14 protein-coding genes are annotated in these 15,156 nt (G+C 71.1%); 10 read left to right on the forward strand and 4 right to left on the reverse strand.

Annotated features, from left to right (window positions below; genetic code table 11):
• Positions 1 to 25 precede the first annotated feature (25 nt).
• Positions 26 to 937, forward strand: a complete 912-nt coding sequence (locus BLQ91_RS02265) for an aldo/keto reductase (RefSeq protein WP_090095926.1) — start codon at positions 26 to 28, stop codon at positions 935 to 937.
• Positions 938 to 1,007: 70 nt separating this feature from the next.
• Here BLQ91_RS02265 and BLQ91_RS02270 read toward each other — a convergent pair whose 3' ends face one another.
• Positions 1,008 to 1,460, reverse strand: coding sequence for a flavodoxin family protein (locus BLQ91_RS02270; protein WP_090094865.1), 453 nt, complete (start codon positions 1,458 to 1,460; stop codon positions 1,008 to 1,010).
• Between the two features lie 93 nt (positions 1,461 to 1,553).
• Between BLQ91_RS02270 and BLQ91_RS02275 the strand changes: the two genes are divergently transcribed.
• Complete coding sequence (locus tag BLQ91_RS02275; protein WP_090094866.1) at positions 1,554 to 2,180, forward strand: class I SAM-dependent methyltransferase; 627 nt, start codon at positions 1,554 to 1,556, stop codon at positions 2,178 to 2,180.
• Positions 2,181 to 2,201: 21 nt separating this feature from the next.
• Positions 2,202 to 2,537 carry a hypothetical protein gene (locus BLQ91_RS02280; RefSeq protein ID WP_245732996.1) on the forward strand — a complete coding sequence of 112 codons (336 nt, stop codon included), beginning with the start codon at positions 2,202 to 2,204 and terminating at the stop codon, positions 2,535 to 2,537.
• Here the strand turns inward: BLQ91_RS02280 and BLQ91_RS02285 are convergent.
• Genes BLQ91_RS02285 through BLQ91_RS02295 form a run of 3 tightly spaced genes read right to left on the reverse strand, consistent with a single transcriptional unit; the run spans position 2,530 to position 6,563 of the window.
• Positions 2,530 to 4,131: a phospho-sugar mutase gene (locus BLQ91_RS02285; protein WP_090094868.1), complete on the reverse strand. Its 1,602-nt coding sequence runs from the start codon at positions 4,129 to 4,131 to the stop codon at positions 2,530 to 2,532. The genes BLQ91_RS02280 and BLQ91_RS02285 overlap by 8 nt on opposite strands.
• Positions 4,128 to 4,919, reverse strand: coding sequence for a purine-nucleoside phosphorylase (locus BLQ91_RS02290; RefSeq protein ID WP_090094869.1), 792 nt, complete (start codon positions 4,917 to 4,919; stop codon positions 4,128 to 4,130). Before BLQ91_RS02290 ends, BLQ91_RS02285 begins: the two co-directional genes overlap by 4 nt.
• Positions 4,920 to 4,928: 9 nt before the next feature.
• Positions 4,929 to 6,563: a serine/threonine-protein kinase gene (locus BLQ91_RS02295; RefSeq protein ID WP_090094870.1), complete on the reverse strand. Its 1,635-nt coding sequence runs from the start codon at positions 6,561 to 6,563 to the stop codon at positions 4,929 to 4,931.
• 143 nt (positions 6,564 to 6,706) lie between these two features.
• Between BLQ91_RS02295 and BLQ91_RS02300 the strand changes: the two genes are divergently transcribed.
• The 7 genes from BLQ91_RS02300 to BLQ91_RS02330 all read left to right on the forward strand — a co-directional run bounded on the left by BLQ91_RS02300 (position 6,707) and on the right by BLQ91_RS02330 (position 15,135).
• Complete coding sequence (locus tag BLQ91_RS02300; RefSeq protein WP_245732998.1) at positions 6,707 to 8,464, forward strand: methylmalonyl-CoA mutase family protein; 1,758 nt, start codon at positions 6,707 to 6,709, stop codon at positions 8,462 to 8,464.
• Positions 8,461 to 10,596 (forward strand): methylmalonyl-CoA mutase, encoded by a 2,136-nt coding sequence (gene scpA / locus BLQ91_RS02305; protein WP_090094872.1) that lies wholly within the window; start codon positions 8,461 to 8,463, stop codon positions 10,594 to 10,596. The genes BLQ91_RS02300 and scpA overlap by 4 nt, the downstream gene beginning before the upstream one ends.
• Entirely contained in the window at positions 10,589 to 11,581 is a 993-nt protein-coding gene (gene meaB / locus BLQ91_RS02310; protein WP_090094873.1) for a methylmalonyl Co-A mutase-associated GTPase MeaB, read from the forward strand. The genes scpA and meaB overlap by 8 nt, the downstream gene beginning before the upstream one ends.
• 56 nt (positions 11,582 to 11,637) lie before the next feature.
• The gene (locus tag BLQ91_RS02315) at positions 11,638 to 11,931 is read left to right on the forward strand and encodes a hypothetical protein (RefSeq protein ID WP_090094874.1); all 294 of its coding nucleotides are present in this window, start codon (positions 11,638 to 11,640) and stop codon (positions 11,929 to 11,931) included.
• Between the two features lie 215 nt (positions 11,932 to 12,146).
• Entirely contained in the window at positions 12,147 to 13,319 is a 1,173-nt protein-coding gene (locus BLQ91_RS02320) for a M20 family metallopeptidase (protein ID WP_090094875.1), read from the forward strand.
• Positions 13,320 to 13,372: 53 nt separating this feature from the next.
• Positions 13,373 to 14,593 (forward strand): M20 family metallopeptidase, encoded by a 1,221-nt coding sequence (locus BLQ91_RS02325; RefSeq protein WP_425412434.1) that lies wholly within the window; start codon positions 13,373 to 13,375, stop codon positions 14,591 to 14,593.
• 194 nt (positions 14,594 to 14,787) lie between these two features.
• The gene (locus BLQ91_RS02330; RefSeq protein WP_090094877.1) at positions 14,788 to 15,135 is read left to right on the forward strand and encodes a hypothetical protein; all 348 of its coding nucleotides are present in this window, start codon (positions 14,788 to 14,790) and stop codon (positions 15,133 to 15,135) included.
• The last annotated feature ends 21 nt before the right edge of the window (positions 15,136 to 15,156 follow it).

Raw genomic sequence — 15,156 nt, forward strand, 5'->3', positions numbered from 1 at the left:
GGTCGGGCCGCAGGGCCTCGGCTGCATGGGGATGTCGGAGTTCTACGGCGCAGGCGACGAGCAGGAGTCGATCGCCGTCATCCACCGGGCCCTGGAGCTCGGCGTGACGCTGATCGACACCGCCGACATGTACGGCCCGCACGTGAACGAGGAACTGGTGGGCCGTGCGCTCGCCGGCCGCTCGGGCTACGTGCTCGCCACGAAGTTCGGCATCGTCCGCGAGGGCGGCGGCCGGTCGATCCGCGGCGACCGCGCCTACGTGCGCTCGTCGGTCGAGGGCTCGCTCAAGCGTCTCGGAGTGGAGACGATCGACCTGTACTACCTGCACCGCGTGCCGTCCGACACCCCGATCGAGGAGACCGTCGGCGCGATGGCCGAGCTGGTCACCGAGGGCAAGGTGCGGCACCTCGGCCTGTCCGAGGCGGGCGCCGACACGCTGCGCCGCGCCCACGCCGTGCACCCGATCACCGCCCTGCAGAGCGAGTGGTCGCTGTGGTCGCGCGACATCGAGGCCGAGATCGTCCCGACCGCCCGTGAGCTGGGCATCGGCATCGTGCCGTACTCGCCGCTCGGCCGTGGCGTGCTGACCGGGCGTTTCGCGTCGCCGGCCGACTTCGAGGAGGGCGACTTCCGCGCCGTGAACCCGCGGTTCTCCGGCGAGAACCTCGACGCGAACCTGAAGATGGTCGCCGAGCTGAAGGCGCTGGCCGCGGAGCGCGGTGTGACCGCCGGTCAGCTCGCGCTGGCGTGGGTGCAGCACCGGGGCTCCGACGTCGTGCCGATCCCGGGCACCAAGCGGATCAGGTACCTGGAGGAGAACGTCGCGGCGGCGTCCCTGGAGCTCTCGGAGGCGGACTTGGCCGCCGTCGAGGCCGCGGTTCCCGCGTCCGCCGTCGCCGGTGAGCGGTACCCGGACATGAGCTCGATCGGGCGTTAGAACACACGTTCGAAAGCATCCCCAGGGTTGTCCACAGGGTGGGGACAACAAGCTGTGGACAACCCTGGGATCATGTGGACAACTGGGCCGCCACGGTGGCGCCGAGCTCCCAGCACGCCTGGAGGTCGGCCTTCCCCGGCTCACCCGTGACGAGCACGTGCTGAGCCGCCTTCTCCCAGCCCAAGCCGGTCGTGGCGGTCTCCACGCTGCGCACCGCCCCCGTCGTGTCGTTGTTGCCGTGCACGTAAAGCCCGAACGGCCTGCCGCGCGTGGAATCGAGGCACGGGTAGTAGACGGTGTCGAAGAAGTGCTTCAGCGCGCCGCTCATGTACCCGAGGTTGGCGGGCGTCCCCAGCAGGTAGCCGTCGGCTTCCAGGGTGTCCACAGCGGTTGTGGACAACGCTGCCCGGCGCACCACCTCGACGCCCTCGACCTCGGGGGTGGTGGCACCGGCGAGCACGGCCTCGAACATCGCCTGGAGGGCGGGCGACGGGGTGTGGTGGACGATCAAGAGGCGCGGCATGGCCCCACGCTGACGTGCTGATCGCGGACGCGCAAGCCGCACGAGCGGCGTTCGCCGGACAGCGGGGCCCGCGGTGCAGCAGCATGGACGACCATGACCCGCGCCTCCTACGACACCGTCGCCGCCGACTACGCCCGGCTCCTCCCGGACGCGCACGACGGCCGCCCCCTCGACGCCGCCGTCATGCGCGCGTTCGCCGAGATGACCGAGGGTCTGGTGGCGGACCTGGGCTGCGGCACCGGCCGGATCACCCAGCACCTGCACGAGCTGGGCCTCACCTCGTTCGGCATCGACCTCTCCGACGGCATGGTCGACCAGGCGCGGCGGGCCTACCCGCACCTGGCCTTCTCCCAGGGCGACATGAACGCGCTCGACCTCCAGGACAACATCCTCGGCGGCGCCGTCGTCTGGTACTCCACGGTCCACATGCCGGCGAGCGAGGTGCCGTGGGAGGAGTTCTGCCGGGTCCTGAAGCCCGGCGGCCACCTGTTGCACGCCTTCAAGCTGGGCGACCGGAAGCAGCACCTGCCCCACGCCTACGGCCACGACGTGGACCTGGAGGTGTACTGGCACGGCATCGAGGAAACCGTGGCCAACGCGACCGCGGCCGGGTTCGACGAGGTGGCACGGCTGCAACGCCGCAAGGGTGCGGACGAAGGAGGACCGCAGGCGTTCCTGTTGCTGGGCAAACGGAACCCTGCGGCCGGAAGCACGTCCTAGAAGGTGTACACAGGAGGGACCATGAAGACCACCGCCCTAATGCACACCAGTCCTCGCCAGCGCCGCATCACCTGGGGTTCCGGCCTCGCCGTCGGCATCGGGATGATCGGGATCGGGCCTCTCTTCGCGTCCGTGTGGCCGGGGTTCGACCACAGCCCGTGGGACGTCAACACGATGCTGCTCGGGCTCGGCGTGGGGCTCTGCACGATCGCGTACATCTTCGGCCGGATCGCCGTCGCGGCGGTCACCGAAGGACGCCGCAACGCGGTGTCCCCGCCGACCAGGAGGGCCTACTTCGTGGCCGGCGGGGGTTTCGCCCTGGCTGCGCTGTGCCTCGCGATCGCGATCGCTAGCTGACGAGCGCCGTCACCCGTTCCCGCAGTTCCGCGAGCCTGGCCCTGCCCGCCGCACGGGCGGACTCCAGTCCGTCCGTGACCGGCTCGACGACCTCGAGGTACGCCTTGAGCTTCGGTTCGGTGCCGGAGGGCCGCACGATCACGCGCACGCCGTCCGCCGTCCAGCGCAGCACGTCCGCGCCGGGCAACAGGTCCTCCGACGCGAAGTCCGGCGGTGGTTCGGCGCGCAGCCGCGCCATCGTCGCGCCGATCAGGCTCAGATCGGTGTAGCGCAACGAGACCTGGTCGGTCAGGTGCAGGCCGTGGTCCACCGCCAGCTGGTCGAGCGCGTCCAGCAGCGTGCGGCCCGAGGCCTTGAGCCCGGCGGCCAGGTCCGCGGCGACGACGGCGGCCGAGATGCCGTCCTTGTCGGCCACGTGCTCGGGGTCGACGCAGTTGCCGAGCGCCTCCTCGTAGGCGAACACCAGGCCCTCGCCCGCGCGCGCCAGCCACTTGAAGCCCGTCAGCGTCTCGGCGTAGCGGGCACCGTGCGCGGCCGCGACCGACTTCAGCAGCGACGACGACACGATCGTGGTCGCCACCAGCGGGTCCGCCGACTCGGTGGTGGACAGCACGAGCGAGCCGAGCAGCACGCCCGTCTCGTCACCGCGCAGCATCCGCCACGTGTCGCCGTCCTTCACGCCGAGGGCGCACCGGTCCGCGTCCGGGTCGAGGGCGATCGCCAGGTCGGCGTCCACCGACGCCGCGAGGGACAGCAGCTCGTCGGCCGCGCCGGGCTCCTCCGGGTTCGGGAACACCACTGTCGGGAAGTCCGGGTCCGGCACCGCCTGCGACCGCACCACGTGCACGTCGGTGAAGCCCGCGCGCCGCAACGCTTCCACGGCGAACGCGCCGCCGACGCCGTGCATCGGCGTCAGCGCGATCTTCAGCTCACGCGAGTTCCCGCGCGGCAGCGACGCCACCCGTTCGAGGTACGCGTCCACCTCCGCGTCGGAGACCGTCGTGTACGAGGAGTTCCGAGGTACGGACACCGCGGCCGGAACGGCCTCGATCGCCTTCTCGATCTCGCCGTCGGACGGCGGGACGATCTGCGAACCACCGGCCAGGTAGAGCTTGTAGCCGTTGTCCGCAGGAGGGTTGTGCGACGCGGTGATCTGGATGCCCGCCACGGCGCCGTGCGCGCGCACCAGGTACGCCAGCACCGGCGTCGGCAACGGCTCGGGCAGCACCCGCACGTCGAAGCCCGCCGCCGCCATGACCTCGGCCGCGGCGGTGGCGAACTCCTCGGACCCGTGCCGCGCGTCACGACCCACGAACACCAGGCCGGACGTGCTGAGCCACGACGCCAGGCCGGCCGTCGCGCGGACCACGGTGGCCACGTTCATGCCGTTCGTGCCCGCCCGCACCGGCCCGCGCAGCCCGGCGGTGCCGAACGTCAGCGGACCGGCCATGCGGTCCCGCAGGTCCTCCAGAGCGGCGGGGTCGCCGCCCATCGCCCGTGCCAACACGCCCTGCAACTCGGTTCGAGTCACGTCCGACGGGTCGTCGGCGATCCACCGGAACGTCGCGTCACGCAGTGCCGGCGTCAGGCTCATGCCCGGTCCACCAGCTCGCGCAGCAGGGTGCCCATGCGCTGGGCCGCGGCGGCGCCGGCGTCCAGCACCTCCTGGTGGTTCAGCGGCTCGCCGGTGATGCCCGCCGCGAGGTTCGTGACCAGCGACAGGCCGAACACCTCGACGCCCTCGGCCCGTGCGGCGATGGCCTCGTGCACGGTTGACATGCCGACCAGGTCGGCGCCCAGGGTGCGCAGCATCCGGATCTCGGCGGGCGTCTCGAAGTGCGGTCCCGGCAGGCCCGCGTACACGCCCTCCTCCAGCGACGGGTCGATCTCCTGCGCGACCTTGCGCAGCCGTGGCGAGTACAGGTCCGTGAGGTCGACGAACCGCGCGCCGACCAGCGGCGACAGCGAGGTGAGGTTGAGGTGGTCGGAGATCAGCACCGGCTGCCCGACGGTCATGCCCTGCCGCAGGCCACCGGCGGCGTTGGTCAGCACGACCGTCTTCACGCCCGCGGCCGCGACGGCACGCACGCCGTGCACGACCTTCTGCACGCCCTTGCCCTCGTAGCCGTGGGTGCGGCCGAGGACGACGAGGACCTTCTTGCCGCCGACCTCGACGGAACGGATGGTGCCGCCGTGGCCGAGCGCGGTCGGCGCCTCGAAGCCCGTCAGCTCGCCCACCCCGATCTCGACGACGGGCTCACCGATCACGTCGGCGGCGGGCCGCCAGCCGGAGCCGAGCACGATGGCGATGTCGTGCTTCTCGTTGCCGGTGCGGCTCTGGATCTCTTCCGCGGCCTTGCCGGCCAGCTCTTCTGGAGTCACCGCCAGATGTTAAACCGGGGCGAACGTCGAGGCGATCGCGTCGAAGAGGCGCACCCTGGCCTCGTCCTCCTGCTCCGTCGGCACCACGACCTCGACCACCCACAGGTCGTCGCCGTGGGGGAGCACCCGGGAGAGGTGCGACCGCCGCAGCGCGTTGGGTTCGTCACCCTCGACCGTGCGGTAGAGGAACTGGGTGCTCGCCTCGGCGCGCGGCCCCGGGAGGTCCGGCGTCGGCACCCTCTCGCCGCCGAAGAAGCGCCCGGGCCACCGCGCCCGCACACCCGCGACGTACGCCTTGATGTCGCGCTTCGGGTAGTAGTCCGGGAACCGCTGCACGGTCACCTCGTACGCGCCGCTGCCCGACACGAAGTGCACGACCGCCGACACCGGGAACCGCGCGTCGGCGGCCCGCTGCTCGGCGTACGTCGTCCAGCTCTGGTCGACGCTCATGGTGAACTCGCCGCCCTGGTCGCCGATGGCCGTCACGGCGGAGGCGGTGCGCGGCCGCAGCGTCGCCGACGTGGGCAACGTCGGCAGCGTCTGCACCGTCTGCCGGGTCGGCGGCAGCAGCGTCGCGCCGGCCGCGAGCCTCGTCAGCGCGAACCCGCCGCCCGACCCCGCCAGGAACAGCAGGACGGCGGCGACCAGCACGAACGCCGAGGCGAGGCGTCCCCGCGGCGCCGGCGGGTGCGGTGTGGTGAGCGCGAACGGCAGCGGGCCGGGGTCGTCGGCCAGCGGCGCGTCCGGCTCGATCCTCGGCTTGGGCCGCACGACCACCGGCAGCGGCACCGTCTCGCGGACCTCGAACGCGTCAGTGCCGGGCTCGGGCAGCAGCGGGTACACCTGCTTGCGCACGTCGACGAGCGACAGCCGTTCGGCCGGGTCCTTGCGCATCAGCCCGCTGATCACCGGCGCGAGCCGCCCGGCCCCCGCGGGCACCGGCACGTCGCCGTTGATCACCGCGTTGATCGTCTGCATGACGTTCTTGCCGGCGTACGGCGGCTCGCCGGCCATCGCGGCCCACACCGTGGCGCCGAGCGACCACCGGTCCGCAGCCTCCGACACGTCACCGCCCTGCGCCACCTCGGGCGCGATGTAGGCGGGCGTGCCCAGCGTGATGCCGCGCGCGGTCATCGTGGCCTCGGCGACGTTGCGCGCGATGCCGAAGTCGGTGAGCTTCACCCGGCCGTCGTCGGCGATCAGCACGTTGCCGGGCTTGACGTCCCGGTGCGTGATGCCCGCCCGGTGCGCCGCCGCGAGCGCCGCCGCCACCGCGTCCAGCACCGCCGCACCTTGCTTCTCGGTGAGACAGCCCTGTTCCTGCAACACGTCGCCGAGGCTGCGTGACGGCACGAGCTCCATCACGACGTACGGGTCGCCCTCGTGCTGCACGACGTCGTAGAGCGTCACGACGTTCGGGTGGGAGAGCGCGGCGACGGCGCGGGCCTCGCGCATGGTCCGCTCGCGCAGCTCGTCGGCGGCCACGTCGGGCATGCCGGGCGGCCTCAGGATCCCCTTGACCGCGACCTGCCTGCGCAACACCTCGTCGTGAGCGGCCCAGACGGTGCCCATCGAGCCCTGGCCCAGCAGGTGCAGCAGCCGGTACCTAGCCGCGATCAAGCGATCCTGGTCACCGTTCTCCACGGCGTCATTCTTCCCGACACACCGGGGTCCGCTCCGGGGGTACCGCCCGTGGAGCGGAAAACTCCGCCCCGTCAACGGCGGTGAACCTCACATAGCCGTGCCGGTAGCGTTCGGTAACACTGCAACGCATGATGGAGTTGGCATTGACCGCCGAATTCCGCCCGAACGAGTTCCCCGCCGCGTCGGGAGAACAGTGGCGAGAGCTGGTCGACGCAGTTCTCCGCAAGACCGGCGCGAGCTTCGACTCGCTGGTCACGAAGACGTACGACGGCATCGAGCTCCAGCCGCTCTACACCCTCGACGACGCCCTCGAGCCGTACGCTCTCGCGCCGGTGAAGCAGGGCTGGGACGTTCGCCAGCGCCACTCGGTCCCCGATCCGGTCGCCCTGATGAACGACCTCGAGGGCGGCGTCACCTCCCTGTGGCTGGCGGTCCCCGCCTCCTCCCTGGAACGCCTGCTGGACGGCGTCTACCTCGACCTCGCGCCGATCGTGCTCGACGGCTCCGCCGACGCCGCCCGCGCGATGCTCCGGATCTACGACCAGGCGCCGGTGCTGGCCACCGAGGTGCGCGGCAACCTCGCCCTGCGGCCTTCTGGTGACGCTTTGGACGTCATCCGCGAGGCCCGCTCGCGGTTCCCCGGCCTGCGGACCGTGGTGGTCGACGCGCTGCCGTTCCACGACGCCGGTGGCTCGGACTCCGAAGAGCTGGGCGCCTCTCTCGCGCTGGCCGTGTCGTACCTGCGTTCCCTGACCGGCGCGGGGTTCACCGCTTCGGAGGCGTTCGAGCAGCTGGAGTTCCGCTTCGCCGCCACCGCCGACCAGTTCACGACCATCGCCAAGCTCCGCGCCGCCCGCCGCCTCTGGGCTCGCGTCGCCGAGGTGTCGGGCGTCGAGACCGTGCAGGTGCAGCACGCGGTGACGTCGTCGGCGATGATGACCCGCCGCGACCCGTGGGTGAACATGCTGCGCACCACGGTCGCCTGCCTGGCCGCCGGACTCGGCGGCGCGGACTCCGTGACGGTGCAGCCGTTCGACGCGGCGATCGGGCTGCCGGACGAGTTCGCCCGGCGGATCGCGCGGAACACGCAGAACCTGCTGCTGGAGGAGTCGCACCTCGGCGAGGTGATCGACCCCGCGGCCGGCTCCTGGTACGTGGAGCGGCTGACCGACGCGCTGGCGGCCGAGGCCTGGAAGTGGTTCCAGGAGGTCGAACGGGCGGGCGGGTTGCCGTCCGCGCACGGCCTGGTCGCCGCGCGGATCGCCTCGACCTGGGCGGCGCGGTCGGCTCGGCTGGCGGATCGGAGCGACCCGATCACCGGGGTGAGCGAGTTCCCGAACCTGGCGGAGAAGCCGGTGGTGCGCGACCAGGCCGCCGGAATCGATTCCGACTCGCAGACCCCCAGGGGGGACGCGCCCCCCACCCCAAGTGTCTCGAGCGGGTCTGACACCTTCGGCCTCCCGAGGGTCCGCTACGCCCAGGCCTTCGAGGAGCTGCGCGACCTCGCCGACGCCCAGCCCGAACGCCCCCGGGTCTTCCTGGCCACCCTCGGACCGGTCGCGGCCCACACCGCGCGGGCCACCTTCGCCGCCAACCTCTTCAACGCGGGCGGCTTCGCCACCCCGGACGCGGGCGCGACCGCCTCGGCGGAGGAAGTGGCCCGCAGGTTCGAGGAGTCCGGCGCCAGGATCGCCGTCCTGTGCGGCAGCGACGGCAGCTACGCCGACCAGGCCGTCGCCACCGTCGAGGCGCTGCGCGCCGCGGGCGCCGAACGGGTGCTCCTCGCGGGCAAGAAGACCGACGCCGAGGTCGACGGGTTCGTCCACCTCGGCTGCCCGGCGCTCGAGATCCTCACGAACACGTACGGGTTCCTCGGCATCGACAAGGGAGCGGAGCGATGATCCCCAACTTCGCGGACGTCGACCTCGGTCCTCTCCCGAGGGCGGAGTACAAGACCGACCTGCCGCCGTGGGAGACGCCGGAGGGCATCGCGGTCAAGCCGGTCTACGGCCCGTCCGATGTGGAGGGTCTCGACTTCCTGCGGACGTACCCCGGCATCGCGCCGTTCCTGCGCGGCCCGTACCCGACGATGTACGTCAACCAGCCGTGGACCGTGCGCCAGTACGCGGGTTTCTCGACGGCCGAGGAGTCGAACGCCTTCTACCGGCGCAACCTCGCGGCTGGGCAGAAGGGCCTGAGCGTGGCGTTCGACCTCGCCACGCACCGCGGCTACGACTCGGACCACCCGCGCGTCGCCGGTGACGTCGGCATGGCCGGGGTGGCGATCGACTCGATCTACGACATGCGCACGCTGTTCGACGGCATCCCGCTGGACAAGATGTCCGTGTCGATGACGATGAACGGCGCGGTGCTGCCCGTCCTCGCCCTGTTCGTCGTGGCGGCGGAGGAGCAGGGGGTGAAGCCGGAGCAGCTCATGGGGACGATCCAGAACGACATCCTCAAGGAGTTCATGGTCCGCAACACCTACATCTACCCACCGCGGCCGTCGATGCGGATCATCTCCGACATCTTCAGCTACACCTCGCGGCACATGCCGAAGTTCAACTCCATCTCGATCTCCGGCTACCACATGCAGGAGGCCGGGGCGACGGCCGACCTGGAGCTGGCCTACACGCTCGCGGACGGTGTCGAGTACCTCCGCGCGGGCCGGGAGGCCGGGCTGGACGTGGACGCGTTCGCGCCGCGGCTCAGCTTCTTCTGGGCCGTCGGCATGAACTTCTTCATGGAGATCGCCAAGATGCGGGCCGCGCGCCTGCTCTGGGCCAAGCTCGTCAACGAGTTCCAGCCGAAGTCGCCGAAGTCCCTCAGCCTGCGCACCCACTGCCAGACGTCGGGGTGGAGCCTCACCGCGCAGGACGTGTTCAACAACGTCGCGCGCACGTGCGTCGAGGCGATGGCCGCGACGCAGGGACACACGCAGTCGTTGCACACCAACGCACTCGACGAGGCGCTCGCGCTGCCGACGGACTTCTCCGCGCGCATCGCCCGCAACACGCAGCTGCTGCTCCAGCAGGAGTCCGGCACGACGCGCGTGATCGACCCGTGGGGCGGCAGCGCGTACGTCGAACGGCTCACCGCGGAGCTCGCGGCCAAGGCCTGGGAGCACATCACCGAGGTCGAGAAGGCGGGCGGCATGGCCCGCGCGATCGACGAGGGCATCCCCAAGCTGCGCATCGAGGAAGCGGCGGCGCGGACCCAGGCGCGCATCGACTCCGGGCGCCAGCCCGTCATCGGCGTCAACAAGTACCTCGTGGACGCCGACGAGCAGATCGAGGTCCTCAAGGTCGACAACGCCGGCGTGCGCGCCCAGCAGCTCGAGAAGCTGCGCAGGCTCAGGGAGGAGCGCGACCAGTCCGCGGTGGACAGTGCGCTCGAGGCCCTGACGAACGCGGCGGGCAGCGGCGGCAACCTGCTGGAGCTGGCGATCGGCGCCGCTCGCGCCAAGGCCACGGTCGGGGAGATCTCCGAGTCGCTCGGCAAGGTGTGGGGCCGCCACAGCGCGCAGATCCGCACCATTTCCGGCGTGTACCGGCAGGAGGTCGGTTCGGTGTCCAACGTGGACGGCTGCCGCGAGGTCGTCGAGGCGTTCGCGGAACAGGAGGGCCGCCGCCCGCGCATCCTGGTCGCCAAGATGGGCCAGGACGGGCACGACCGAGGCCAGAAGGTGATCGCCACGGCGTTCGCGGACCTCGGCTTCGACGTCGACGTCGGCCCGCTGTTCCAGACGCCGGAGGAGGTCGCGCACCAGGCCGTCGAGGCCGACGTGCACATCGTCGGCGTCTCCTCGCTCGCCGCGGGCCACCTCACGCTGGTGCCCTCGCTGCGCGAAGAGCTCGCGAAGCTCGGCCGCGAGGACATCATGATCGTCGTCGGTGGCGTGATCCCGCCGCAGGACTTCGACGAGCTGCACGCGGCGGGCGCGGCGGCCATCTTCCCGCCCGGCACCGTGATCGCCGACGCTGCGAAGGACCTGCTCGTGAAGCTGGCCGGCCAGCTCGGGCACCATGCCTAGGGTCGTCGACGTCGCCGAGTACGCGAAGGGCGTCCTCGACGGCAACCGCGGTGTGCTGGCCAGGGCCATCACGCTCGTCGAGTCGACGCGCGCCGATCATCGGGCCCGGGCGCAGGAGCTGCTGGTCGAGCTGCTGCCGAAGTCCGGTGACGCGATCCGGGTCGGGATCACCGGCGTGCCCGGCGTGGGCAAGTCGACGTTCATCGACGCGCTGGGCACCATGCTGACCGAGCGGGGGCACCGGGTGGCGGTGCTCGCCGTCGACCCGTCCTCGACCCGCACGGGCGGCAGCATCCTGGGCGACAAGACCCGCATGCAGCGGCTGTCGGTCAACCGCGACGCGTTCATCAGGCCGTCGCCGACCAGCGGCACGCTCGGCGGCGTCGCGCAGGCCACCCGCGAGACGATCGTGCTGGTCGAGGCCGCGGGTTTCGACGTGGTGCTGGTGGAGACGGTCGGCGTCGGGCAGTCGGAGGTGGCCGTCGCGAACATGACGGACTGCTCGTTGTTCCTGACGCTCGCGCGCACGGGTGACCAGTTGCAGGGCATCAAGAAGGGCATCCTGGAGCTCGCGGACGTCATCGCGGTCAACAAGGCCGACGGCGAGCACGAGATGGACGCCCGCAAGGCCGCCCGCGAACTGGCCGGGGCCCTCAAGCTGCTGCGCCCGCCGGACGCGGTGTGGCACCCGCCGGTGCTCACCTGCTCAGGCCTCACCGGAACCGGTCTCGACGAGCTGTGGTCCCGCGTGCTGGAACACCGCCGCACCCTCGAGCAGGCAGGCGAGCTGGACGAACGCCGGCGCCGCCAGCAGGTCGACTGGACCTGGATGATGGTCCGCGACGAGCTGTGGCGGCAGGTCCGCGAGAGCCCCGCCGTGCGGTCCGCCGCCGGCGTCCTGGAGGAGAAGGTGCGGTCGGGAGAGCTCACCGCGACGCTGGCCGCCGAGCAGCTTCTGCAGGCGTTCCAATCGGACTCCCCGTAGGCGCTTAACTAGTTTGGGTGACCTTCGATCGTGGTATTCGAGGTAGAGTTCAGGCCATGTCGAGGTTGCTGCTGGCCTGCGTGTTCTCGGTGTTGAGCGTTCTCGGGATCGCCGGTGCGGCGTCCGCGCAAGAGGCGGCGGACACGCCCGTGGCGGCTGCGCAGCAGACCGCGGTCAACCCGGCTCCGGACGTGAACGCGCCGCAGGCGCCGTCGCCTGAAGCTCGTCAGGAGACCAAGCGCAAGCTGTGGATCGGCGGCATCGCCGTGGTGCTGTTCGCGCTGGTCTACTACCGCAACAAGAAGCGGTGGGCGAAGTGGCGCAAGGAGCGGGCGGCCAAGAAGGGGTAACCGGGCGGCCGCCCCGACCGTTCGACGCCGAGACACCGCGTTCCACCTGGTGGGACGTAATAGTGGAAGTTAAGCGTGTCTCCCGACCATCTGCGTCATCGTTGATCGGTCAGACCGAAACTCGCTCACCGCTTGGCGCAGCGCTGCGACCGGCCGTCCGGTTGATCATCATCAGCGCACCGCGTCCCACGGGCGGTGATGCAGGATGGTGGCCAATGGGTACCGACTTGAAGACCAGCACGCGCTCGGCCGTCGAGCGGTACTCCGACGTGCTGCTGGACCTGTCGCACTCGATCCACGCCGAGCCCGAGCTGGCCTTCGAGGAGCACCGCAGCGCCGAGAAGATCGCCACCCTGCTGGCTCGCGAGGGCTTCGAGGTCGACCGCGGGGTGGCCGGCCTGGACACCGCCTTCGTCGCGACGTACGGCGCCGGTGAGCTGGTGCTGGGACTGTGCGCTGAATACGACGCGTTGCCCGAGGTCGGGCACGCGTGCGGGCACAACGTCATCGCCGCGGCCTCGGTCGGAACGGCCCTTGCGCTGCGTGACGTCGCTGACCAGCTGGGTGTCACCGTGAAGGTGATCGGCACCCCGGCGGAAGAGGTCGGCGGCGGCAAGGTGCTCATGCTGGAACGGGGCGTGTTCGACGACGTCTCGTTCTCGATGATGGTGCACCCGGCGCCGTACGAGTCGTGTGCCGCGAAGTCGCTGGCCATCACCGATCTCGAGGTGCACTACCAGGGCAGGCCGTCGCACGCGGCCGCCGCCCCGCACCTCGGCATCAACGCCGCGGACGCGGTGACCGTCGCGCAGATCTCGATCAGCCTGTTGCGGCAGCACCTCGAGCCCGGTCAGATGGTGACCGGCATCGTCACCCACGGCGGCACCGTGCCGAACGTAATACCCGCCCACGCGTCGGCGATGTTCGACGTGAGGGCGGAAAACCTGGAATCGTTGCAGCGTCTGGAGAACCGAATCCGGGACTGCTTCACAGCCGGCGCGCTCGCGACCGGCTGCACCCATGAGGTCGTGCAGGTCTCACCGATCTACGCCGAGCTGACTCCTGACCCGTGGCTCGCGGACGCCTACCGGCGTGCTGCCACTGACCTGGGACGACGGCCGCTTTCGCGAGAGCAGGAGCAGCGCGAGAAGATCGGGAGCACCGACATGGGCAACGTCACCAGAGTGTTGCCCGCCATCCACCCGACCATCGCAATCGACTGCGGAGACGCGGTGAACCACCAACAAGAGTTCGCGACCGCCTGTGCCTCGGCGTCGGCCGACCGAGCGGTGCTCGAAGGAGCACTCGCCATGGCTTGGACGACGATCGCGACGGCCACCGATCCACGGCAGCGTGAACGGCTGCTGGCCCGCGGAGGTGCGGCATGACGGTCCTGGACTCCCGACCTTCGGGTTCCTCAACTGTGAAGACGTCCCCTGAGATGCTCGTGGACCCCACCGGGGTGAGCATGTCTGTTGTGGATGATCTGGGTGAAGGCCGCGGCCCCGCGTGGCTCGACGACTGGTTGAAGGCGCACGCCGCGGACGTCATCGCGTGGCGGCGCCACATCCACTCCCACCCCGAGCTGTCCCGGCGCGAGTACAACACCACCGAGCTCGTGGCGAAGCTGCTGCGCGAGGTCGGCCTCAAGCCGCGGGTCCTCCCCGGCGGCACCGGCCTGATCTGCGACATCGGCAGCGGCCCGCGCTGCGTGGCCCTCCGCGCGGACATGGACGCCCTGCCGCTGCACGAGAACACCGGCCTGCCGTTCTCGTCCACTGTGGACGGTGTGTCGCACGCGTGCGGTCACGACGCCCACACCACGGTCCTGATCGGCACCGCGCTGGCCCTCGCGTCCGCGACGGAGCTGCCGGGCCGGGTGCGGCTCGTCTTCCAGCCCGCCGAGGAGGTCATGCCCGGAGGCGCGCTCGACGTGCTCGCGGCCGGTGGCCTCGACGGCGTGGAGCGGATCTTCGGCCTGCACTGCGACCCGCGCCTGCAGGTCGGCCGCATCGGCACCCGCATCGGCGCCATCACGTCGGCCTCCGACCTGCTGGAGCTGCGCCTGTCCTCGCCGGGCGGCCACACCTCGCGCCCGCACCTGACGGCCGACCTGGTGCACGCGCTCGGCACCGTGATCACCGGCCTGCCGACGATGCTGTCGCGCCGCGTCGACCCCCGTTCCGGCACCGTCCTGGTGTGGGGCGCGGTGCACGCGGGCGAGGCGCCGAACGCCGTGCCGCAGGAGGGCCTGGTGCGCGGCACGCTGCGCACGGGTGACCGCGACATCTGGGCCGAGCTGGAGCCGCTGGTCAAGGACCTGGTGACCGGTCTGCTGGCGCCCACGGGCGTCGGTTTCGACCTGCACCACCGCCGCGGTGTGCCGCCGGTCGTGAACGAGCGCGAGTCGACGCAGATCCTGCGCGCAGGCATCGAGGCCGCTCTCGGCGACGACGCCCTGGCGGGCACCGAGCAGTCCTCCGGTGGCGAGGACTTCGGCTGGTACCTGGAGCACGTGCCCGGCTCGTTCGCGCGCCTCGGCGTGTGGAACGGCGTCGAGAAGCAGCTCGACCTGCACCAGCCGACGTTCGACCTGGACGAGCGCGCGCTGCTCGTCGGCGTCCGCGTCATGGTCCACACGGCGCTCGCCGCACTGGCTTAAAGCGAACCCCTTCGGTCCGAGCAGTGTTGTGGCGTGCGGAGCAGTTGCGCACGCGCCACAACACTGTCCGGGGTCCGTTCAGGTCGATCTCGCAACGCCGGACCGCTCGCGAAATCGGCTGGCAAGCGGATCACACCGCTCATCAGGCTCCCGCCGGCGAATGATCTGATCAACTGAGCGGGCGGGGGTGCACCGTGGACCAGTCGACCACCGTGCTGTGGCGGCCGACCGGCCCGGAGGAGCTGGAACTCGTCCGGGAGTCCGGCTGGCACGCGTGGCCACCCCGCCTCCCCGAGCAGCCGATCTTCTACCCCGTGCTCGACGAGGAGTACGCGATCAAGATCGCCCGTGAGTGGAACGTGCCGCACCACGGGGTCGGCTACGTCACCCGCTTCCGGGTCGAGTCGGAGTTCCTCCGGCGCTACCCGGTTCAGCAGGCGGGCGGCAGGACCATCCTGGAGCTGTGGGTTCCGGCCGAGGAGCTCGACGAGTTCAACGCGCACCTCGTGGGTCCGATCGAGGTCGTGCACGAGTTCCGGTGAGCCACCACCGCTCCGGATCGT

The organism is Lentzea jiangxiensis (assembly GCF_900104175.1).
GTDB lineage: Bacteria > Actinomycetota > Actinomycetes > Mycobacteriales > Pseudonocardiaceae > Lentzea > Lentzea jiangxiensis.

Coding starts and splice junctions, on each gene's coding strand:
- scpA (WP_090094872.1), top strand. CDS start 8,461: ATGATCCCCAACTTCGCGGACGTCGACCTCGGTCCTCTCCCGAGGGCG.
- BLQ91_RS02320 (WP_090094875.1), top strand. CDS start 12,147: ATGGGTACCGACTTGAAGACCAGCACGCGCTCGGCCGTCGAGCGGTAC.
- BLQ91_RS02285 (WP_090094868.1), bottom strand. CDS start 4,131: ATGAGCCTGACGCCGGCACTGCGTGACGCGACGTTCCGGTGGATCGCC.
- meaB (WP_090094873.1), top strand. CDS start 10,589: ATGCCTAGGGTCGTCGACGTCGCCGAGTACGCGAAGGGCGTCCTCGAC.
- BLQ91_RS02270 (WP_090094865.1), bottom strand. CDS start 1,460: ATGCCGCGCCTCTTGATCGTCCACCACACCCCGTCGCCCGCCCTCCAG.
- BLQ91_RS02280 (WP_245732996.1), top strand. CDS start 2,202: ATGAAGACCACCGCCCTAATGCACACCAGTCCTCGCCAGCGCCGCATC.
- BLQ91_RS02325 (WP_425412434.1), top strand. CDS start 13,373: ATGCTCGTGGACCCCACCGGGGTGAGCATGTCTGTTGTGGATGATCTG.
- BLQ91_RS02275 (WP_090094866.1), top strand. CDS start 1,554: ATGACCCGCGCCTCCTACGACACCGTCGCCGCCGACTACGCCCGGCTC.
- BLQ91_RS02265 (WP_090095926.1), top strand. CDS start 26: ATGGGGATGTCGGAGTTCTACGGCGCAGGCGACGAGCAGGAGTCGATC.
- BLQ91_RS02315 (WP_090094874.1), top strand. CDS start 11,638: ATGTCGAGGTTGCTGCTGGCCTGCGTGTTCTCGGTGTTGAGCGTTCTC.